Here is a 21,138-nt window from a genome sequence, read left to right on the forward strand (position 1 = left end):
GAACAGCGGCGTGGTAAGCCTTTACTCGGCCACAGGCAGGCTACGGGCGCGGATCTTGCGCGAGACTTCGACGCAGTACGCCACCTGCGTGGCAATCGATGGCGGCACCGGCACCTCACCGCGCAGCGCGGCGCCGATCCAGGCAGCGGTGGTGGCCGCATCGCGGCCGTCGGGCACGATGGCCAGGTCGTCGGTGGGCGCGTCGCGCTCGACCAGCAGGGCGCGCTGGCCAGCGTGGAACCAGTCGATGCGCTGGGCGCGGTGCGGGTGGGCGACGGTCTCACCCTCGGTACCGCGCATCAGGAATGCGTCGCCCCGGGTTTCGCTGTCGACGCCTTCGAAGTACTCGCCCAGCGTTACCAGGTATTCAGGATGCGTGTACGAGACCAGGCGCAGCGCCGGGCCGTCGAAGGGCTGCAGGATCTTGACAATGGTGTGGGTCGAATTACGCACGCCCAGCACGCGGCGCAGCGCGAGCATGCGCGCCAGTTCCGGGGCCAGGTGCTCGATCGGCATGAAAGCCACGCGACCATGGACGAATTCGTTGTGCACCTCAGCGCCGGTGGTCGCATCGGTCACGCCCAGCTGGTGCAGGATTTCCGCAGTGGTGACGCGCCCGGGATCGTTGCTCACGCCATGCACCAGCACCGGCACGCCTTCGCGCGCCAGCAGCAGTGCCAGCAGTGGCGTCAGATTGGCCAGCTTGCGCGAACCGTTATAGGTAGGAATCGATACCGGCGCGAATTCGCCGCGCGGCGCCGGCAACGGCGTGAACGCGGCGCTCGCTGCATCCATGAAGCCGGCCAGCTCATCCACCGACTCGCCCTTGATACGCATGGCAAGCAAAATGGCGCCCAGTTCGAGGTCGGACACGCGGCCCTCGAGGATGGCCGCGTACAGCCGGTGCGCGTCGTCGCGCGTCATGCTGCGCGCCCCTTTTACGCCGCGGCCGATTTCCTTGATGAAGGGGGCAGCGACAAAGCGTTCGATATCGGTAGTCATGACAAAAGGATACACGGGAACGTCGCGCTGCGGCAGCACGCACGGGTGCAGAGCGCAGCGAGACGCCGCCCGACGCCGCCATTTGGGGCCACGCATGTGCACATACAGCAATTTCCGCTTACACTGATCCATCCCCCAAAAGAAATATAGATCGCATCATGACCAGTACGCCACAAATCGAAAATACCAACGTCAGCTCGTTCGCCCGCATGCCAACGCCGGTCGAGCTGCACACCACCTTGCCGCTGAACGAACGCGCCTATGCCACCGTGATGCAGGGCCGCGAAACGCTGCGCAATATCCTCGACCGCAAGGACAAGCGCCTGTTCGTCGTCGTGGGTCCGTGCTCGATCCATGATCCCGAAGCCGGCCTCGACTATGCGCGCCGCCTCAAGGCGCTGCAGGACGAGGTCAGCGAGACGATGGTGCTGGTGATGCGCGTGTACTTTGAAAAGCCGCGCACCACCACCGGCTGGAAGGGCTATATCAATGACCCGTTCATGGACGATTCGTTCCGCGTCGAGGTCGGCATGGAGCGCGCGCGCCAGTTCCTGCTGGATGTCTGCGAAATCGGCTTGCCGACCGCCACCGAGGCGCTCGACCCGATCTCGCCGCAATACCTGGGCGACCTGATCGCCTGGACCGCCATCGGCGCGCGCACGACCGAATCGCAGACGCACCGCGAAATGTCGTCCGGCCTGTCGACGCCCGTGGGCTTCAAGAATGGCACCGATGGCGACGTGAGCATTGCGATCAATGCGGTGCTGTCGTCGTCGAACCCGCATGCGTTCCTGGGCATCAATGGCCAGGGTTCCGTGTCGATCGTGCGCACCAGCGGCAACGCCTACGGCCACGTCGTGCTGCGCGGCGGCGGCGGCCGGCCGAACTATGATTCGGTCTCGGTGGCCATTGCCGAACAGGCGCTGACCAAGGCCAAGCTGCCAGCCAACCTGGTCGTCGACTGCTCGCACGCTAACAGCTACAAGAAGCCGGAACTGCAACCGCTGGTCATGTCCGACGTCATCCAGCAAATCCGTCATGGCAACAAGTCGCTGGTCGGCGTGATGATCGAGTCGAACATCGTCAGCGGCAGCCAGTCGATTCCGAGTGACCTGTCGCAGCTGACCTACGGTTGCTCGGTCACCGACGGCTGCATCGGCTGGGAAGAAACCGAAACCATGCTGCGTGAAGCGCACAAGGAATTGCTGCAGCGTCCGTAATAAACCGCGCAACAACCGCAGGGTGGGCGGCGGCGCCCTCTGCCCTGCGGTAGAATGCCCGGTTCCGCTCAATCCACCTGGCTTTCCACATGATCGTTCTCGGCGTCGAATCCTCCTGCGATGAAACCGGCTTTGCTCTGTATGACACCGAGCGCGGCCTGCTGTCCCACGCCCTGCACTCGCAGGTCGCGATGCACGAAGAATATGGTGGCGTGGTGCCCGAACTGGCGTCACGCGACCATATCCGGCGCGCCATTCCACTGCTGGACGAGGTGCTCAAGCGCGCCAATCTGCCGGCGTCGAACATCGACGCCATCGCCTACACCCAAGGTCCTGGCCTGGCCGGCGCGCTGCTGGTCGGCTCGTCGGTGGCGTGCAGCCTGGCGCTCGCGCTCGACAAGCCGGTGCTGGGCGTGCATCACCTCGAAGGCCACCTGCTCTCGCCGCTGCTCGCCTCGGAACGGCCGGACTTCCCGTTCATTGCCCTCCTCGTCTCGGGCGGTCACACGCAGCTGATGCGCGTCGATGGCGTGGGCAGTTACACGCTGCTGGGCGAAACCCTGGACGATGCCGCCGGCGAAGCGTTCGACAAGTCGGCCAAGCTGCTGGGCCTGGGGTATCCGGGTGGCCCGGCGATCTCGCAACTGGCCGAGCGCGGCGATCCGGCAGCCTACAAACTGCCGCGGCCAATGTTGCACAGCAAGGATTTCAACTTCAGCTTTTCGGGCCTGAAAACGGCGGTGCTCACGGTCGTCAAGAATCACGACGTCAAGGTGATTGCGGATATCCCCGAACAGGACAAGGCGAACATCGCGCGCGGCTTCGTCGACGCGATTGTCGACGTGCTCACCGCCAAGTGCGTGAGCGCCATGAAGCACACGGGTTTGAGCCGCCTGGTGATCGCCGGCGGCGTGGGCGCCAACAAGCAGTTGCGCGCTTCGCTCAATGCCGCCGCGGCCAAACGCAAGTTCAAGGTCTATTATCCGGAGCTGGAATTTTGCACCGACAATGGCGCGATGATCGCGTTTGCCGGCGCGATGCGTCTTGAGCGCAACCCAGCGTTGGCACAGCGCGATTATGCATTCAATGTGCGTCCGCGCTGGCCGCTGGACGAGCTCGAAGCGGCCTGAACACAGCCTCAAAACCAGCCCTAAGCCACGAGAAACAGCCTGCCGCCAACATTGAACTTGCCTGTCTGACACCGATCCTACGGTGTGACCGTTGCCATTAAAACGGTGGCAATATCCGTCGATCAAGTTTTACGGAGGTGAGCAATGCGCGTAGTCAGCTGGAATATTCATTGGGGTTGTGGCAAGGACGGTCGGATCCGCATTCACGCGATGATCGACGTGCTGCGCCGCTTGAACCCCGATGTGATTTGCCTGCAAGAGGTGGCTGCGAATCACCCCGAGCTCGAAGGCAGCGCCAGCGCCAACCAGTTCAAGCAACTCGCCGGCGCCTTCGGCGGCTACCACGCCATGGAGCACGCGCCGAGCGAGATTTACCAGAACAATGTCCCGCGCCTGTTTGGTAACCTGATCCTGTCCAAGTACCGCATCTCGCAGGTGCACCGGCATCTGCTGCCGTGGCCAGCTGATCCGGACCATGCGGCTGGCATGCCGCGCGGCCTGCTGGAAACCGTTGTCGAAGCACCTGGCGGCAAGCTGCGCCTGCTCACGACGCATCTCGAATATTACTCACCCGTGCAGCGCATGGCGCAGGTCAACCGCATCCGCGAACTGCATGCCGAGGCCAGTGCCCGAGCCCTGCTGTTCCAGCCCGATCCGAACCTGGACGCGCCATACCAGCTGGGCTTTCGGCCCGGCTCGGCAATCCTGTGTGGTGATTTCAATTTCGCGCCCGATGCGCCGGATTACGCGGCGCTGCTGGCCCCGCCGGAAGGCAGCGCCCTGGCCCTGGTCGATGCCTGGCGCGTCGTGCATGGCGACATGGCGCGCGCGCCGACCACCGGGCTGCACGGCTATCCGTGGCCCGAGCGGCCTGAATGTTACGATTATTTCTTCGTCACTGACGACCTGGCGCCACGCCTGACCGCACTTGATGTGCAGTCCGAGACGGCGGCGTCGGACCACCAGCCGGTGGTCCTCGATCTGACTTAAACGACGGCGTCGGCCGGCGTTTCCAGACCTGGAATCTCACGCAGCGCGCGCTCGAATACCTCAGGCAACTGACCGCCGGAAATCAGATGTTTCTGGTTGATGATCACGGCCGGCACCGACTTGATGCCGGCATTGAGGAAGAACTGCTCGCGCTCGCGCACTTCGTCCTTGTACTCGTCCGACGCCAGGATGCGCGCCGCCGTCTCGCGCTCCAGGCCCACGCTCTCGACCGCGCGCAGCAGCACGGCGTGGTTGCTCGGGTCTTCGCAGCGGGTGAAATAGGCTTCGAGCAGCGCGACCTTGAGCTGGCGTTGCTTACCTTCTTCTTCGGCCCACGACAGCAGGCGGTGCGCGTCGAAGGTGTTGTAGATGCGGCCGCGCCGCTCCATGTCGAAGGTGAAGCCCACGGCGGCGCCGCGCTCGCGGATCATGTCGCGGCTGGATGCCTGCTGCTCGAGGCTGGCGCCATATTTTTCAGTGACGTGCTCGACGATGTCCTGGCCTTCCGGCGGCATGTTCGGGTTCAGTTCGAACGGCTGGAAATGCAGGTCGACGCGCACGTCGTCGCCCACGTTCAACAGTGCCTGTTCGAGCGATTTGAGACCGACCGCGCACCATGGGCACGAGACGTCCGATACGAAATCAATCCTGAGTTGCTTGGTCACGGCGTACCACCTTTCTGTCCGGCGCGGCACGAATGTGCCGCTATTGCCGACCATGGTAACGCCTCGGCAAAAAAGCCGCGCACGCTGCCCTGCTTTGTCTTACTTTGCCTTTTTGGCGCCGCCCGACTTGCTGCCGAGCTTCGATTCCTTGCCCGCGATCAGGTTGCCGATATTGCCGCTGTGACGCCATACGAGCAGTGCGCTCATGACGATCACGGCCAGCAGAATGGCATCGACGCCGAACAGCAGGCCGTAGTACAAGGGCGCGAAGACCGCAGCCACCAGCGCGGCCAGCGACGAGTAGCGAAACGCATAGGCAATGATGACCCAGGTGGCCAGCGTCGCCAGGCCCAGCCATGGATTGATGCCGAGCAGCACGCCCAGCGCGGTGGCCACACCCTTGCCGCCGACAAAGCGGAAGAACACGGGCCACAGGTGGCCGATGAACACGGCGATGGCCACCAGCGCGATGCCCGTATCGTCCAGCCCGTAGTCGTAGCCATAGCGCACCGCCAGCCAGACGGCCAGCCAGCCCTTGGCCGCATCGCCGACCAGCGTGGCAATCGCGGCTTTCTTGCTGCCGCTGCGCAGCACATTGGTGGCGCCGGGGTTTTTCGAGCCATACGTGCGTGGATCAGACAGGCCGAACGCGCGGCTCATCACGACCGCGAAGGAAATCGAACCGAGCAAATAGGCGGCAATGGTGGCAATCAGGGTGTTCATCGTGTCTCTTTCGTGGGCGCCGGCATCGGGCTCATTCGTCTACCGGAAATTGGTGCGTGAATATACACCATCGGATGGGTACGGCGAAGCTACTCGGCGATGGCGCAGTTCACCGGCTGCGCCTGCAGCACATCGACCAGCACGCGCGGATCAATGCCCACCAGATAGCCGCGGCGCCCGCCGTTGATGTAGATTTTGTCGAGCTGCAAGATGCTTTCCTCGACATACACCGGCATCGCCTTGCGGATGCCGAACGGCGATGTTCCACCAACCAGATACCCTGAATGGCGCTGGGCCACATCCGGCTTGCATGGTTCGACCGACTTGCAGGGGATGGCGCGGGCCAGATTCTTGGTCGACACCTTGCAATCGCCATGCATCAGGACGATCAATGGCCTGGCTGCTTCATCCTGCATGACCAGGGTCTTGACCACGTCATGTTCCGGCACGCCCAGCGCGCCGGACGAGACCGATGTACCGCCGTGCTCCTGGTACGCATACGGGTGCTCGGAAAACGCCACGCCATGCTTGCGCAGGAATTGGGTGGCGGGGGTCTCGGAGACGTGCTCTTTCTTGGCCATGCGTGTTACGCTAAAGACGAACAATAGGGGTTTCTATTATGCAGGAAGAACTTCGGTTTGCCACCTTCAACACTTTCAATCTGGCACCGCCCGGTGCACGCTTGTACGACAATCTGGCACCCACGACGGCCGACGAATACGAAGCCAAACTGGACTGGACGGCGCACCAGCTCGACCTGATCAATGCCGACGTGATCGGCTTTCAAGAAATTTTCTCGCAGAGCGTGCTGGCGGAAGTCCTGCAGCGCACGCGGCGCTACCGCGACGCGCACCATATCGGCTTCGATCCCGACCCGGGCGCCGTGCGCCTGACGCCCAGCGTGGCCCTGGTCTCGCGCCTGCCGCTGGCCGAGCCGGGCACCGAGCTGGGCAAGTTTCCGGCCAATGTCACGATGCCGCCGGGCAGCCGCGACCCCGATCGTTTCACGCGCGCGCCGCTGCATGCGGGCGTGATTGCGCCGTCGGGCGTGGTGATCGACGTCATCGTCGTGCATTTAAAATCGCGCCGCCCCGATTACCGCTCGAGCGACAGCGGGGCCGACCCGCATCTGTACGCGCTGGCGTGCCTGCGCTCGCTGATCCGGCGCGGCACCGAGGCCACGGCGCTGCGCGTGCTGCTGACAAATATGGCGCACGCGCACCGCCGCCCGCGCATCGTGCTGGGCGACTTCAACGACGTGGCCGATGCGGTGACGACCGAGATCGTGCTGGGGGCGGGCACGCCGCAGGCCGAGCGGCTGTATGATGCGAGCCAGGTGCAGCGCCGGCTCGATCACCAGCGCCATGTGGGATTTTCGATCCTGCACGACACGCGCCATTCGACGATCGACCATATCCTGGTGTCGCCCGAATTCAACCCGGCGCTGCCCGAGGCGATCGGCGAAGTCATTGATGTGGTGTACCTGAACGATCACCTGAACCTGGCATTGCCCGAGTCGTCGGACCACGGGCAGGTACTGGCCAGGATCCGGTTGTTCGACTAGGGCTGCCGCATTACGGCCTCCGCATTACGGCCTCCGCATCAAGGCCTGATATACCAGGCCCGGTGCGGACTCAGGTTGGGCCGCGTACTGGCCGCGCTGGCATAGAACCCCTGGTAATCGTCGCACCCATGCCGGCGCAGAAAGTCGAGCTGCTCGGCGGTTTCCACGCCCTCCCCCACCACCCGCAGCTGCAGGCTGCGCGCCACCGCGATGATGGCTGGCACCATCGCGGCATCCACCGGATCGTGCCCGACGTCGCCCACGTAACTGCGATCGATCTTGACCGTGGTGAGCGGGAAGCGCCGCAATGCTTCCAGGCTCGACAGGCCGGTGCCAAAGCGGTCAATGCTCAGCCGCACCCCGCGGGCACGCAGCGCCAGCGCCGTATCGGCAAACGCGGACTCGCCCCGGATCAGCGCGTCTTCTGCGATCTCGAGTTCGAGCGCGGCGGGCGGCAGGCCGGCGCCCTCCAATGCGGCGTCGATTGCCGGCAGCAAGCCGTCGTGTTCCAGTTGGGCGTCCGACAGGTTGACGGCCACCGCGACGGCGGCCCCGGCATGGCGCCACGCACGCGCCCGCTGGCACGCTGCGCGCAGCACCCATTCGCCGATCGGGACGATCAGCCCGGACTCCTCAGCCACCGGCAAAAATTCGTGCGGCAACAACAGCCCGCGTTGCGGATGACGCCAGCGCAGCAACGCTTCGACCGATGTCACGCGCCCGGTCGCCACTTCGATTGCAGGCTGGTATTGCAGCATGAATTCCTTGCCGTCGAGCGCCTGGCGCAGGCGGTTCTCAAGCTCGACGCGCTCGATCACGTGGGCGTTCATGGCGGGGCTGAAAAACTGGAAGCTGCCGCGCCCGTTCTGCTTGGCGTGGTACATCGCGACATCGGCGTGGTGCAGCAAGGTATCGACTTCGGCGCCATCGTCCGGGCACAGCGCGATGCCAATGGAGGCCGACAGCGTCACCTCCTGGCCACCGATGTCGATCGGCAGCGCCACGGCCTGGGTCACGGCGACGGCCACGTGGGCGGCCTGGTCGGCGCCCTTGATGTCGGCCAGCAGCACGACGAACTCGTCGCCACCGAGCCGGCTGATGGTGTCGACCTGGCGCACACAGGCGCGCACCCGCAGCGCCACTTCGCGCAGCACGATGTCGCCGGCCTGGTGACCATGGGTGTCGTTGACGGCCTTGAACTTGTCGAGATCGAGGAACATGACGGCGGAACAGCTGCCCTGGCGGCGCCAGGTGGCCAGCGCCTGCTGCAACCGGTCCAGGAACAGGATGCGGTTGGGCAGGCCCGTGAGGGCGTCGTGCTCGGCCTGGTGGCGTACCTGCTCTTCGATGCGCTTGCGCTCGCTGATGTCGGACAGCATCGCCATATAGCTCGACACATCGCCGTGCGCATCGCGAATGGCCGTCAGCGTGACCCGCACCGGATAGCGCTGGCCGTTGCTGCGCGCACTGGCCAGTTCGCCTTCCCAGTGGTCGGCGCCTTCGAGCCCGGTCCAGATGCGTTGATAGAAGTCGTCGTCCACGCCCCAGCCGAGGCTGGCCAGCGGCTGGCCGATGATCTGCTCGGGCGCATGCCCGGTGATGGCGGTGAAGGCGCCATTGACGGCGCGCACGCGGTATTGGGCATCCATCATGATGATGGCGTCGCGCGCATTCTGGAACACTTGCGCGGCCTGCTCGAGATTGGTCTCGGCCTCCTTGCGCGCCGTGATGTCGATTTCCATGCAGAACACTTCGTGCATCACGTCGTCGTGCTTGACGGGATAGTGGCACGAGTAGACCCAGTGGCGCCGGCCCGTCATCGATTGCACGAGCCAGTCGCTTGCCTGTGGCGCCTGGCCGGTGCGCCAGATGGTGGCAATGACGTCTTCGAATTCGCTCTGGCGGTCGAGGTGGAATACCAGATCGCGAAACGCGCGGCCGACGGCGTCACCCGACGGGATGCCGTACAGCTCTTCGCTGGCGTGGTTCCAGAAGCGGATGATGCCGGCGCGGTCCATCGAGTGCACGGCAACGGCCGGCGCCAGCTCGAGGGCCGTGACGAAATGGTAGAGCCAGTCGAAGGCTTGTACGCCGGCCCCGGATGAGTCAGCCGCCGGACGACCCGGGGAATCTGGCAGTAGCTTGCTCACGGCAGCGCCTTTCGCTTGGGCAGTGACAGCGATCAGGGAGACAAGCCTGTCAGTGGCATGCTGCGAGACACGCTTTGTGTGCGAAGCGGCAAATGGCGCGCTGGCAAAAAATCAAGGAGGTAAGAAGGCAATTGCACCCTGCAATCAACTCGGGCAGCCAGCTGGCAGCTTGTCGCATTCAGATGGCTCAGACCGCAATTGCCGCGGTTAGTTCAATGATGGGTTCAGGCCGGGCTGGCAGGCACGGCTGCCGGAGCGACGGCGTCGCTGTCGGCATTGCTGTCGCTGTCGGTACTGGTGTCGCTGTCGCTGTCGCTGTCTTGCACGATGGCGTTGCCATCGGCATCGACGTCATTCTTTGGTTCGAGCTTGCGCTTGGCCTTGTCGTCAGCCTTGCGCTTCTTGTCGAGTTCCCGTTGCCGTTTTTCGTATTGAAAATTATTCCGTGCCATAGTCACCTCGATATGATGGAGCGGTAGGGCTACCGTCCTGACCGGCCATTATGGACTACCGCGCGGATCCCGGCTTGCCTTAACGCTAACCGCGGGGATGATGCTCGGTGTGCAGGCGCTTGAGGCGTTCGCGCGCCACGTGCGTATAAATCTGCGTGGTCGAGATATCGGCGTGGCCCAGCAGCAGTTGCACCACGCGCAGATCGGCGCCATGGTTGAGCAGGTGCGTGGCGAACGCGTGGCGCAGCGTGTGCGGCGACAGCGGCCCGGTGATGCCGGCTTTCTTGGCGTGCTTCTTGATCAGGATCCAGAACATCTGGCGCGTCATCGGACCACCGCGGCTGGTGACGAACAGGGCGTCGTCGATCTGGCCATTGAGGATGGTGCCGCGCGCATCCTTCAGATAGCGCTCGATCCAGCGCCGCGCCTCTTCGCCAAACGGCACCAGACGCGTCTTGCTGCCCTTGCCCGTCACGCGCAGCACGCCATCGTTGAGGCTCACTTCGACCAGCTTCAGGGCCACCAGTTCCGACACCCGCAAGCCGCTGGCATACATCAGCTCGAGCATCGTGCGTTCGCGCAGGCCCAGCGGCGTGGCCACGTCGGGCGCAGCGAGCAGCGCCTCGACCTGGCTTTCGTTCACCGTGTGCACGAAACGGGTCGGCTGGCGCGCTGACGCCATCTTCAGGCACGGGTCGACGTCGATGCGGTTGCGGCGCAGCGCCAGGCCATAGAAGCGCTTGAGCACCGACAGCCGGCGGTTGGCCGTGCTCGGGCGCGAGTCGGGATGGCGGTCGGCAAAATAGGCGGCCAGGTCGTCCGCGCCGACAGTCAGCAAGCCGCGCTCGGGCTGGCGCGCGTTCAGCCAGGTGGCGAACAGGCGCATGTCGCGCCGGTAGGCGTCGAGCGAGTTCTTGGCCAGGCCCTGTTCCAGCCAGAGCGTGTCGCAGAACTCGTCGATCAGGGAAAGATCGACTGCTGTTGCCATGGGCTTGCGGTGGCGCCTTCATGGCGCAGCAACCAGCGTTTCACCGACAGGTGAAAGCCGTTTTCGTCATCCTGGTTGGCAAAGCCGCCCAGGCCGCCGGTGGCGGTGACGCGGTGGCACGGGATCACGAGCGGGAACCGGTTGGCGCCGCAGGCCTGGCCGACGGCGCGCGGGGCCGAGCCGATCACGCGCGCCAGGTGCCCGTACGTGCGCACGGCGCCACGCGGGATCGCGTGGATGTGCTGCCAGACCTTGCGCTGGAATTCGGTGCCGACGTCCAGCAGCGGCAGGTCGAACACGGCATCGGGATCCTGCAGGTACCGCGCGACCTGCTGCGCTGTCTGCTCGGCCAGCGCGCTGTCGGCGCTTTTCTCGGCGAACGATGGCGGCAGGTAGACCAGCTCGCATACCTTGTCGTCGGCCGTGCGGATGCCCAGCGCGCCAAAGGGCGCCGATACGATGGCGTTGAACAACAGGGAGGCGCGATCTGGCTTCATGGCGACGGTTGACAGTGCGCGGCAACGGGACCATCCCGCTGGCAGGCACCCCGGCATCTTACCCGCCGCAACGAGTGCGCGGCCAGTCGTTTGACATCGGGAAACGAAAAACAGGCGAAAAAAAAGCGCACCATCAGGTGCGCTCCAATTCGGGTCACGTCTCCGGTCGTTTGGCAGTGCCAACGACTTCTGTAAAACGTGGTGTCTCCTCGAATATTCTCCGGTACGAGTACCGTTCTTATATCAATGCTCCCCCAAAACCTGTACTGCTTGTTACTGGCCCTGCACCGCACCACTTCAGTGCGTATGAGCGCCATGATAACGCAAATGCTTATAGAAAATGTATCTTTTAGGTCACAAAATTACAAAATTGTTTTACTTATAAACAAAATGCACTTGCCAAGCAGCCCGCAGGCTCAGCGTGCAACTTCGCGCAGGATAGCATGTACGGTCTCCTTGCCGATCCTGTTTTCCATCTGGCCGTACACCGGCTGCAATGCGCGGCGCCATTCGGCCTGCTGGGCCGGGTTGAGCGTATGAATCACGGTCGTGCCGGCCCGGCGGATTTTTTCCATTGACTCGTCGTTGGCACGCTGGGCGATCTGCTTTTCGTACACGGTCGCTTCGCGCATTGCACGCGCCAGAATCGTGCGGGTCGCCGCCGGCAAACCGTCCCAGAACTTCTTGTTGACGATCACGGCGTAACCCAGATAACCGTGGTTCGACACGGTCAGGTGTTTCTGCGTTTCGTGCATGCGCTGCGTGTACATGTTCGACGGCGTGTTTTCCGTGCCTTCCACCACGCCATCGCGCAGCGCCGGCGCGGCTTCCGAAAACGCCAGCACCATCGGCTGCGCGCCCAGCGCACGCATCTGCGCATCAAGCACCATGGAGGCCTGGATACGCATGCGCACCCCGTCGAAATCCTTCAGCGCGACCAGCGGCTGATTGGCCGACATGACCTTGAAACCATTGTCCCAGAACGCCAGGCCGGTGATGCCCTTCGGTTCGAGCTTGCGCAGCAGCTCGCGCCCGATGCGCCCTTCCGTCACCTTGTACAGGGCCGCCTTGTCCGGAAAAATATACGGCAAGTCGAACGCTTCGAATTCGCGCACGCCCAGCGGCGAAAACTTGGCCAGCGACGGCGCCAGCATCTGCACCGCGCCCAGTTGCAGCGCTTCGAGCTCTTCGCGGTCCTTGTACAGCTGGCTGTTCGGATAGACTTCCACCCTGACCTGACCGCGCGTCATTTGCTCGGCCAGCGCCTTGAAACGCTCGGCGGCGCGGCCCTTGGGCGTGTCCGGCGCCACCACGTGACTGAACTTGATCACGATCGGCCCTTGTGCCCAGGCATTCATGCTGGCGGCTGCGGCCAATGCAGCGCACAGCGCGCGCACGGCCAGGAGATTGAATTGCATGACGGTTCGATTCTTCCTGATGAAACGTTACACTGGCACATGTCGCATTGCCCGCCATCGCGACGATGCCACGATGCGCCCGACAGTGTAACCAAAACAGGACCTTGCATGAAATTTCCGTTCATCCAGCCCGGGGAGACAGACGACCTGGACGCCGAACCCGAGCCGCGCGCGCGCTCGCGCGGCTGGCGTTTCCTGCGCTGGATGGTGCCGATCCTGCTGGTGCTGCTGTTTCTGGCCGTGCTGATCTGGCTGCCATGGCAGGCGCGCCAGATGGAAAGCAACGATCGGCAAGAGCAATTGATTGCCGATACGCTGTGGGTCGAGCAGACGCTGCGCTTCGAGCTGGCGCGCAGCGAAGAAGCACTGGCCGCCCTCGGCGCCGACCTCGTCGTCGCGCCGCTGCCGCCGGCCAAGCTGACGGCCCGCTTCCGCCAGATGTTTACCAATGGCCCCGAACTGGTGCGCGTGGTCTGGAGCGATGCCGACGGCGTCCAGCAAGCCATCCACGGCAGCGATCTGCCTGCCGCCGGCCTGCCCCCTGCCACCTTGCTGGCCGGCGAGATGGCGCGCTCGATACGGCGCGGCCGCTACAGTGTGCCGTATGGCGCCACGGCCTCCACCCACGGCGTGATCGATTATTACCTGCCGCTGTTTCGCGGCGGCCAGTTCGCCGGTAGCCTGGTGGCAACCTACAGCCTGCAAGTGCTGCTGGATGAAACGGTGCCGTGGTGGTTCGCGCAGGACAATGCGCTGACGCTGCTCGATCGTAACGAGCTGCCGGTGGCGCGCCGCGCGTCGGGCGGTCCGGGTCGCAACGTCTACACCCATCAGCGCGAGCTCGACCTGCCCGGCGCGCAGCTGGTGCTGTCGACCAACAGCGTCAAGCGCGCGCCGCAACTCCTGCCCAATCTGCTAGTGGGCTCGGTGATCGTGCTGGCGCTTGGCTTGTTGATGAGCCTGGCCGCGCTATGGCGCCACATCTCGCGCACGCTGGCGGCCGAGGCCGCGCTGCGCCAGCAGATGGCGTTTCGCACGGCCATGGAAAATTCGCTGATCACGGGCTTGCGCGCGCGTGACCTCGAAGGCCGCGTCACGTACGTGAACCGCGCCTTTTGCCAGATTGTCGGCCTGTCGCAAGAAGAATTGATTGGCAAAAAGCCGCCGATGGCGTACTGGGCGCCCGAAGCGATGGCCGAATACGAGGACCGCTTCCAGGGCATCCTGTCGGGCAAGGTCACGCCGCAGTTCGAGACCGTGTTCCAGCGGCCCGACGAAGTGCGCGTGCCGGTGCTGGTGTTCGAGTCGCCCCTGGTCGATGTCGACGGGCGCCATACCGGCTGGATGAGTTCGGTGCTCGACATCACGGACCGAAAGCGCGTCGAAGAACTCAACCGCCAGCAGGAAGAAAAGCTGCAGGCCAGCGCGCGTCTGGCCACGATGGGCGAGCTGTCGTCGATGCTGGCGCACGAACTGAACCAGCCGCTGGCGGCCATCTCGAGCTACACGGTCGGCGCGCTGAACATGCTCGACCGCGCCGCCGGCACCGGCCAGGAAGTCAAGCCCGGCATGCTGCGCCACGCCCTGGAACAGGCGCGCCAGCAAGCCCAGCGCGCCGGGCACATCATCCGCAGCGTGCACGAGTTCGTCAAGAAACGGGAACCGCTGCGCCAGGAACTGACGATCCGCAGCGTGATTGCCAGCGTGCATGCGCTGATCGAATTGCAGGCGCGCCAGGCCGGCGTGGTGCTGCGCGTGCACTTGCCACCGGGCCTGCCGTCCGTGCTGGCCGACCGCGTCCTGCTCGAGCAGGTGCTGCTCAACCTCACGCGCAACGGCATCCAGGCCATGCAGGACACCGTGCCGGACCAGCGCGTGCTGCGCATCGAGGCGGCGCACATCGACGACCAGGTGGCCGTCTCGGTGATCGACCGCGGCCACGGTATCTCGCCCGAAGTGGCCGAGCGGCTGTTTTCGCCGTTCTATTCGACCAAGGCCGAAGGCATGGGCATGGGGCTGTCGATCTGCCGCACGGCGATCGAGTTCCATGGCGGCACCCTGAGCCATGCGCCGTATCCGCCCGGGGGCACCGTATTCACGTTTTCGCTGCCGGCGCAGGCAGGGAGTCGGGCGGTCGGCTAGAATCGCGTGCGGCGCCCTGCCCGACTATTACGGAGACCCCCATGCTGCACATCGTCGACGACGAAGAAGTCATACGCGATTCGCTCGCCTGGCTGGCGCAATCGCGCGGCCTCAACGTGCGCAGCTATCCCGGCGGCCAGGAATTCCTCGATGTCATCAAGGACCTCGACGGCAGCGGCGACTGCGTGCTGCTCGACGTGCGCATGCCCGGCATGAACGGCATTGCCGTGTTCGACCAGTTGATCGGCCGCGGTTTGCTGCCGCGCCTGCCGGTGATTTTTCTGACCGGCCACGGCGAGGTGCCGATGGCGGTCGATTCCCTCAAGCGCGGCGCCTTCGATTTCTTCGAGAAACCGTTCAATGACAATGTCTTGATGGACCGCGTGGAAGAAGCGCTGGCCGCCTCGCGCAAGGCGGCCACATCCGCTGCGGTGCAGGCGCGGCTGGCGACGCTGTCGACGCGCGAACGCGAAGTGCTCGACCTGATCCTGGCCGGCATGATGAACAAGGTCGTGGCCGACAAGCTCGGCATCAGCATGCGCACGGTGGAGGTGCACCGGGCCCATATCTTCGACAAGATGCAGGTCAAGACGGCGGTTGAGCTGGCCGGCTTGCTCAAGTAAATACCGGCGGCGCGCTCGCGCTGCCTTCACACTGTCTTCATTTCCTGCGCGTAAAGGGTCTGAAGGGTGCGCAACAGCCTTGTAAAATAAAGTCTGAACGCGCCGCGGCCAGGGCGCCGCGATGCACAGGCTCTTTCAGGAAACGCGCATGAACGAAAAGACAGTTGCAGACAAGATGTTTTTACGCACGGCGAAATCGATGCTCGTGCTCAATGGCCAAGCCAATCCGACCATGACGGCGCAACTGCCGGCCGACATCGTCAAACAAGGGGACGGGCCGTTCGACGTCATCCTGATGTTTTGCCTGGGTCAGAACGACCTCGCGCATTACCTGCCGCTCGCCAAACAACAGTTGCGTGATACCGGCTCGCTCTGGATCGCGTACCTGAAGCAGACGGCCTCGAAGGCGACCGATATCAACCGTGACTCGATCAATGCCTATGCCAAAGAGCATGGGATTACCGGCGTGGCCATGATTTCCATCGATGGCGACTGGTCGGCGCTGCGCCTGAAACGCATCGCAGTCTAGGTGGCAGAGTCGGGCCAGGCACCATGGCGCGCCAGCGCCCACGCCACGTGCTCGCGCACCAGTTCGGATGGATGATCGGCCCGCGTTTGCAGCGCTGCCACGATGGCCGCGTCGCCGCGCAACTGTTCGGCCGCATTGCCCAGCCCCACCGCCAGATTGCGCAGCCAGCGCTCGTGCCCGATGCGGCGGATCGGACTGCCTTCCATGCGCCGGTTGAATTCGGCTTCTTCCCACGCGAACAGGCCGATCAGGTCGCCCTCGCCCAGGCCATTGCGCTCGTCGAAATCGGGCACCTGCGCCCGCTGCGCGAACTTGTTCCACGGGCATGCGACCTGGCAATCGTCGCAGCCATAAATGCGGTTGCCGATCAGCGGGCGCAACTCTTCAGGGATGCTGCTTTTCAGCTCGATTGTCAGGTACGAGATACAGCGCCGCGCGTCGAGCTTGCCCGGGCCCAGGATCGCTCCAGTGGGGCACATGTCGATGCAGGCGGTGCAGCCGCCGCAATGCTTGCCGGTGGGCGGGTCGACCGGCAGCGGCAGGTCGATCAGGATTTCACCGATGAAGAAGGTCGAGCCGGCCGCGCGCGACAGCAGCAGCGTGTGCTTGCCGCGCCAGCCCAAACCGGCTTTTTCGGCCAGCGGCAATTCCATCACGGGCGCCGAATCGGTGAACACGCGAAACCCGAACGGTCCGATTTCATCCTGGATCTTCTCGGCCAGCGCCTGCAACCGATTGCGCAGTACCTTGTGATAGTCGCGGCCCCGCGCATACACCGACACGACGGCCGCGTTCGGGTCAGCCTGGCGCAGCCGTTCCCCGGCGCGCCAGTCGCCCTGGCGTTCGGTTGGCAGGTAGTCCATCCGCACCACGATCGCGCGCACGGTGCCGGGCACGAGTTCGGCCGGCCGCGCACGCTTCATGCCGTGGGTTGCCATATAATCCATCTCGCCGTGGTAGCCCGCATCCAGCCAGGCTTGCAGGCCCGCTTCCAGGTGCCCCAGATCGACATCGGCAATGCGCACGTCGGCAAAGCCCAGCCCCGCGCCCCATCCCTTGATGGCGCGCGCTAGCTGGGGCAGGTCGACGGATGAGGTTGGGGAATCGGACATACCGGGGTGGGAACACCACAAGAAGAATGCAGTACAACACGCTATTTTATGCCATGCAGCCCATCAAAGCGCACCAGCACCACTATTTGCCGGACGAGTCGGCCACCGATGCACTGGGCGGCGCGCTAGCCCGCGCGCTGGCGCCGGGCCTCGTCATCTATCTGCACGGCGACCTCGGCGCCGGCAAGACCGCCCTCACCCGCGCCCTGCTGCGCGCGCTCGGTCACACGGGCACGGTCAAGAGCCCGACCTACACGCTGTCGGAGCCGTACAACGTGACGCTTGACCATCAACCGCTGAGCGTGATCCACTACGATCTGTATCGCATGTCGAGTCCGGAAGAATTCCTGGACGCCGGCTTTCGCGAAGATTTCGACGGCCACAACGTCTGCATCGTCGAGTGGCCCGAAAAAGGCGAGCCCGTGTTACCGCCGCCGGACATCCGTTTACTGCTGAGCGTCAGCGGAAACGGCCGTGCTGTAGAATTGCAAGCGTTGTCTGAATTAGGCCTGCTATGCCTCGATCGTCTCGCTTTCCTCCCGCCGCCCCAGTAAATACTGCTTCCGCACGCCGCCGCGTCATGCTCAAGGCCGGCGGCACGCTGCTGTTGTCCGTCGTCGCGCCGCTGCCTGCCAGCGCCAACCAGATCCTGGCAGTGCGTGTCTGGCCCGCGCCCGAATACACCCGCGTCACGCTCGAAAACGACACCGATCTCAAGACCGAGCACTTCCTGATTCCCGATCCGCCGCGCCTGGTCGTGGACATCGAGGGCCTGGGCTTGAACCCCACGCTCAAGAGCCTGGTGGCCAAGATCGAATCGAACGACCCGTACATCAAGCAGGTGCGCGTGGGCCAGAACCGGCCGAATGTCGTGCGCCTGGTGTTTGACCTCAAGGCCGAGGTCAAGCCGCAGGTGTTTACGCTCGCGCCCGTGGCTGGCTACCAGCACCGCCTGATCTTCGATCTGTATCCCGTCACGCCGGTCGATCCGATCGCGGCGATGATCGAAAGCGGCGAATGGAGCACCGGCCCGACCAAGACCGTGGCGGCCGGCACGCCGGCGCTGGGCGATCCGGTGTCCGGCCCGCCGGGCGCCACGATGCCGGCCACCGTGCTGCCGCCGTCCGGCGCCATCGGTCCGGGTACGGCCGCAGCGGCAGGCGCCATCGTCGCCGCCACGCCGCCGGTGCAGATCCCGACCCCGCCGCCAGTGGCGCCACGCACGCAGCCGAACGCCGCGCCGGACGCCATTGCCCGGCTCGAATCCGCGATCTCGGGCCTGCAAGGCACGCCGCCGGCCCAGGCAGTGCAGCCTACGCCCGGCAGGGCCAGTGCCCGCCAGCCGCAGAAAGTGGCGCGCATGGTCACCATCGCGCTCGACCCGGGCCACGGCGGTGAAGATCCAGGCGCGATCGGCGCCAGCGGCAGCCGCGAGAAAGATATCGTGCTCGCAGTGGCCAAGCGCCTCAAGACCAAGCTCGAACAACTGCCGAACACGCGCGTGATGCTGACCCGCGACGGCGACTTCTTCGTGCCCCTGAACACCCGTGTGCAAAAGGCGCGCAAGGTGCAGGCCGACCTGTTCGTCTCGATCCACGCCGACGCCTGGGTCTCGCCCACCGCGCGCGGCTCATCGGTGTTCGTGCTGTCCGAAAAAGGCGCCAGTTCCAGCGCCGCGCGCTGGCTGGCCAACGACCAGAACCGGGCCGACCTCGTGGGTGGCGTGAACCTGGCCGGCGGCAGCGCCGACAGGCAGCTTGCCAGCGTGCTGTTCGACCTGTCGACGACGGCGCAGATCACCGACAGCCTCAAGCTCGGTAAGGCCGTGCTGCGCGAAATCGGCGGCATCAACCGGCTGCACAAGGCGTCGGTCGAACAGGCCGGCTTTGCCGTGCTCAAGGCGCCCGACATTCCGTCGATTCTTGTGGAGACCGCGTTCATCTCGAATCCGCAGGAAGAAGCGCGCCTGAACGACAACGGCTACCAGGACCAACTGGCCAACGCCATCACGAACGGCATCCGCCGTTATTTCGCCGACAACCCGCCGATGGCCAAGAGCCGCCAGACCTGACATGGACCACATCACTTTCGGGCAGCTGCCCGCGATCCGCATCACGGCGCCCGACGGCGCCACCGCCGTCGTCACGCTGTACGGCGCGCACCTGGTTTCGTGGCACGGGGCCGATGGCGGAGAGCGCATGTTCCTGAGCGCCCGCTCGGCGCTCGACGGCAGCCGCGCGATCCGTGGCGGCGTGCCGGTGATCTTTCCGCAATTCGCCGAGCAAGGCGACGGCATGCGCCATGGCTTTGCGCGCGTGTCCACCTGGCGCCTGGAAGACAGTGGCGTTGAAGATGGCGAGGCGTGGGCCGTGTTCGGCCTGAACGAGGCCGATCTGCCGCCAGCCATGGCGGGCGCGTGGCCGCACCGGTTCGCGCTGCAGCTGCGCGTGGCTGTGCGCGCCAATGAACTGATCATGGCCTTGAATGTGCGTAATACGGGCGACGCAGCGTTTCCGTTTGCGGCGGCGCTGCACAGCTACCACCTCGTGCCACACCTGGCCGACGTGCGCATCGAAGGCCTCGAAGCAGGCACGCTATCGATCGCCGACAAGCTTGACGTGGTGTACGAACAGGTCGACGACACCATCTTCCTGGGCACCTGGGCGCGCGTGCTGACGCTCGAACAGGAAGGCTTTTCCGATGCGGTCGTGTGGAATCCGGGCGCGGCCGACACGGCAGCGCTGGCAGATATGGAGGACGAAGAGTATCAGCGCTTCGTCTGCATCGAACCGGCGCAGCTGACGCCGGTGCAGCTCGAGCCTGGCGCAGCCTGGGAAGGCCGCTACCGGGTCAGCTGAGCGCCGTCACATAGACTCTTTGATCATCCGTCCATTGCTCGGCTGCACAGGCCGCGCATTGTACGGATAGAGGCGCGAGAACAGGGCCATCTGCTGCGGCGAGGCCGTCATCGGCTGCTTCATCACGATCCACAGCACGTTCTCGGTACATGGCGGCTCGCTCAGAGAGCCCATGTACGTAAAGTAATCGCGCCGCGCCGGCAGGATCTCGTTCACATTCAGCACGATCGACGGCGTCACGGTCGTCAGCTTTTCCAGCGGCAGATTGTTCCACACGGTCTGGATCATCGGATTGGCATCGCCACGCTCGAGCTGCACCGCCAGCACGGCGATCTTGTTGTCGTAGCTCTTGTGCACCATGTGCACCACCATCTCGGTGCCGCGGCCATTGACGCGTTCTTCACCCGGCCGGTGAAAGTGAAACTGCTGCAGCTCGTAGGTGGTGCCACCCACGGTCAGGAAGTTCCCGCCCGCGACATTGACTTGCACCGTGTGGCCGTTGTCGATTTCGTTGAACGAGCTCGGCTGATAGTCGAAGGTGATCTGCTCGAGGTTGACCTTGATGCCGTCGCGCAGGTCGATCGGCGACTGGCGATTGCCTGCATTGCAGGCCGCCCACGCAGTATTGATCTTGGACCAGTTCTCGGGTCCGAATTCACCGTCATAACTCCAGTGCGTGCCGTTCTTCGGTTTGGCCGCTTCGACGGCCACGGCCGCCACCATTGCGGCTTCCCGCTTGCGGCGCGCGTCGGCCGCCTTGCGGGCACGCGCGGCTTCTTCAGCGCGCAGGGCCTGCTTGGCGCGCAGCTCGGCGAGCTTTTCGGCGATGCGCACCGACAGATCGACCTCGGTATCCTCTTCGGATTTCGCGGGCGTAGCGGCGGCGGCAGGCGCAGCCGGCTTGAGGTTCGGCCGGATTGACGCGATCGCAGGCTTGGCCGGCTCGGCCACAGGCTTGGCGGTCTTCGGTGTCGGTTCGTTCGCCTGTGCCAGGGCGGTGACCAGGCCCAGGGTACATAGTGCGATCAGGTTACGCATGTGATTTTCGGATAGTTTGATTCTCTCCATCCTTTAT

The 21,138-nt window shown here is 64.6% G+C and carries 21 protein-coding genes; 10 read left to right on the top strand and 11 right to left on the bottom strand.

What is annotated here, in order from left to right:
- Positions 1-21: 21 nt before the first annotated feature.
- Positions 22-1,002, bottom strand: coding sequence for a DNA-binding protein YbiB (gene ybiB / locus AC1MGT_RS07655; RefSeq protein ID WP_499503698.1), 981 nt, complete (start codon positions 1,000-1,002; stop codon positions 22-24).
- A gap of 158 nt (positions 1,003-1,160) precedes the next feature.
- Between ybiB and AC1MGT_RS07660 the strand changes: the two genes are divergently transcribed.
- The 3 genes from AC1MGT_RS07660 to AC1MGT_RS07670 all read left to right on the top strand — a co-directional run bounded on the left by AC1MGT_RS07660 (position 1,161) and on the right by AC1MGT_RS07670 (position 4,342).
- Positions 1,161-2,222 carry a 3-deoxy-7-phosphoheptulonate synthase gene (locus AC1MGT_RS07660; protein WP_499455521.1) on the top strand — a complete coding sequence of 354 codons (1,062 nt, stop codon included), beginning with the start codon at positions 1,161-1,163 and terminating at the stop codon, positions 2,220-2,222.
- Positions 2,223-2,311: 89 nt separating this feature from the next.
- On the top strand, positions 2,312-3,352 hold the full coding sequence (gene tsaD / locus AC1MGT_RS07665; RefSeq protein WP_499503699.1) for a tRNA (adenosine(37)-N6)-threonylcarbamoyltransferase complex transferase subunit TsaD: 1,041 nt from the start codon (positions 2,312-2,314) through the stop codon (positions 3,350-3,352).
- A gap of 144 nt (positions 3,353-3,496) precedes the next feature.
- Positions 3,497-4,342: an endonuclease/exonuclease/phosphatase family protein gene (locus AC1MGT_RS07670; protein ID WP_499503700.1), complete on the top strand. Its 846-nt coding sequence runs from the start codon at positions 3,497-3,499 to the stop codon at positions 4,340-4,342.
- Here the strand turns inward: AC1MGT_RS07670 and AC1MGT_RS07675 are convergent.
- The 3 genes from AC1MGT_RS07675 to ybaK form a co-directional block, all read right to left on the bottom strand.
- Positions 4,339-5,007 carry a DsbA family oxidoreductase gene (locus AC1MGT_RS07675; RefSeq protein ID WP_499503701.1) on the bottom strand — a complete coding sequence of 223 codons (669 nt, stop codon included), beginning with the start codon at positions 5,005-5,007 and terminating at the stop codon, positions 4,339-4,341. The two genes, AC1MGT_RS07670 and AC1MGT_RS07675, sit on opposite strands and share 4 nt — an antisense overlap.
- Positions 5,008-5,106: 99 nt before the next feature.
- A complete protein-coding gene (gene plsY / locus AC1MGT_RS07680) occupies positions 5,107-5,730 on the bottom strand; it encodes a glycerol-3-phosphate 1-O-acyltransferase PlsY (RefSeq protein WP_499503702.1) in 624 nt (207 codons plus the stop codon).
- Positions 5,731-5,819: 89 nt separating this feature from the next.
- Positions 5,820-6,311 carry a Cys-tRNA(Pro) deacylase gene (gene ybaK / locus AC1MGT_RS07685; protein ID WP_499503703.1) on the bottom strand — a complete coding sequence of 164 codons (492 nt, stop codon included), beginning with the start codon at positions 6,309-6,311 and terminating at the stop codon, positions 5,820-5,822.
- 38 nt (positions 6,312-6,349) lie between these two features.
- Between ybaK and AC1MGT_RS07690 the strand changes: the two genes are divergently transcribed.
- Entirely contained in the window at positions 6,350-7,294 is a 945-nt protein-coding gene (locus AC1MGT_RS07690; protein WP_499503704.1) for an endonuclease/exonuclease/phosphatase family protein, read from the top strand.
- 38 nt (positions 7,295-7,332) lie between these two features.
- On the opposite strand, the gene AC1MGT_RS07695 is transcribed toward AC1MGT_RS07690, so the two are convergent.
- The 5 genes from AC1MGT_RS07695 to AC1MGT_RS07715 form a co-directional block, all read right to left on the bottom strand.
- On the bottom strand, positions 7,333-9,444 hold the full coding sequence (locus AC1MGT_RS07695) for a putative bifunctional diguanylate cyclase/phosphodiesterase (protein ID WP_499503705.1): 2,112 nt from the start codon (positions 9,442-9,444) through the stop codon (positions 7,333-7,335).
- A 224-nt stretch (positions 9,445-9,668) separates the two neighbouring features.
- Complete coding sequence (locus tag AC1MGT_RS07700) at positions 9,669-9,896, bottom strand: hypothetical protein (protein ID WP_499503706.1); 228 nt, start codon at positions 9,894-9,896, stop codon at positions 9,669-9,671.
- An 85-nt stretch (positions 9,897-9,981) separates the two neighbouring features.
- The gene (gene xerD / locus AC1MGT_RS07705) at positions 9,982-10,884 is read right to left on the bottom strand and encodes a site-specific tyrosine recombinase XerD (protein WP_499503707.1); all 903 of its coding nucleotides are present in this window, start codon (positions 10,882-10,884) and stop codon (positions 9,982-9,984) included.
- Complete coding sequence (locus AC1MGT_RS07710) at positions 10,857-11,381, bottom strand: methylated-DNA--[protein]-cysteine S-methyltransferase (protein WP_499503708.1); 525 nt, start codon at positions 11,379-11,381, stop codon at positions 10,857-10,859. Before AC1MGT_RS07710 ends, xerD begins: the two co-directional genes overlap by 28 nt.
- Positions 11,382-11,797: 416 nt before the next feature.
- Positions 11,798-12,799, bottom strand: coding sequence for a TRAP transporter substrate-binding protein (locus tag AC1MGT_RS07715; protein ID WP_499503709.1), 1,002 nt, complete (start codon positions 12,797-12,799; stop codon positions 11,798-11,800).
- A 108-nt stretch (positions 12,800-12,907) separates the two neighbouring features.
- Here AC1MGT_RS07715 and AC1MGT_RS07720 point away from each other — a divergent pair, with 108 nt between their 5' ends.
- The 3 genes from AC1MGT_RS07720 (at position 12,908) to AC1MGT_RS07730 (ending at position 16,093) form a co-directional block, all read left to right on the top strand.
- Positions 12,908-14,941, top strand: a complete 2,034-nt coding sequence (locus AC1MGT_RS07720) for a two-component system sensor histidine kinase NtrB (RefSeq protein WP_499503710.1) — start codon at positions 12,908-12,910, stop codon at positions 14,939-14,941.
- A 41-nt stretch (positions 14,942-14,982) separates the two neighbouring features.
- Entirely contained in the window at positions 14,983-15,564 is a 582-nt protein-coding gene (locus AC1MGT_RS07725) for a response regulator transcription factor (protein WP_332532320.1), read from the top strand.
- A gap of 148 nt (positions 15,565-15,712) precedes the next feature.
- A complete protein-coding gene (locus AC1MGT_RS07730; protein WP_499503711.1) occupies positions 15,713-16,093 on the top strand; it encodes a DUF3052 family protein in 381 nt (126 codons plus the stop codon).
- Here the strand turns inward: AC1MGT_RS07730 and queG are convergent.
- The gene (gene queG, locus AC1MGT_RS07735; protein ID WP_499503712.1) at positions 16,090-17,205 is read right to left on the bottom strand and encodes a tRNA epoxyqueuosine(34) reductase QueG; all 1,116 of its coding nucleotides are present in this window, start codon (positions 17,203-17,205) and stop codon (positions 16,090-16,092) included. The two genes, AC1MGT_RS07730 and queG, sit on opposite strands and share 4 nt — an antisense overlap.
- Positions 17,206-17,258: 53 nt before the next feature.
- Here queG and tsaE point away from each other — a divergent pair, with 53 nt between their 5' ends.
- Genes tsaE through AC1MGT_RS07750 form a run of 3 tightly spaced genes read left to right on the top strand, consistent with a single transcriptional unit; the run spans position 17,259 to position 20,063 of the window.
- Entirely contained in the window at positions 17,259-17,759 is a 501-nt protein-coding gene (tsaE, locus tag AC1MGT_RS07740; RefSeq protein ID WP_499503713.1) for a tRNA (adenosine(37)-N6)-threonylcarbamoyltransferase complex ATPase subunit type 1 TsaE, read from the top strand.
- Entirely contained in the window at positions 17,720-19,276 is a 1,557-nt protein-coding gene (locus AC1MGT_RS07745; RefSeq protein ID WP_499503714.1) for an N-acetylmuramoyl-L-alanine amidase, read from the top strand. Before tsaE ends, AC1MGT_RS07745 begins: the two co-directional genes overlap by 40 nt.
- A gap of 1 nt (position 19,277) precedes the next feature.
- Positions 19,278-20,063, top strand: coding sequence for a D-hexose-6-phosphate mutarotase (locus AC1MGT_RS07750; protein ID WP_499503715.1), 786 nt, complete (start codon positions 19,278-19,280; stop codon positions 20,061-20,063).
- Positions 20,064-20,069: 6 nt separating this feature from the next.
- Here the strand turns inward: AC1MGT_RS07750 and AC1MGT_RS07755 are convergent, their stop codons facing one another.
- The gene (locus tag AC1MGT_RS07755; RefSeq protein ID WP_499503716.1) at positions 20,070-21,101 is read right to left on the bottom strand and encodes a carbonic anhydrase; all 1,032 of its coding nucleotides are present in this window, start codon (positions 21,099-21,101) and stop codon (positions 20,070-20,072) included.
- Positions 21,102-21,138 lie beyond the last annotated feature (37 nt).

The sequence above is a fragment of the Telluria sp. BA11 genome (assembly GCF_056680305.1).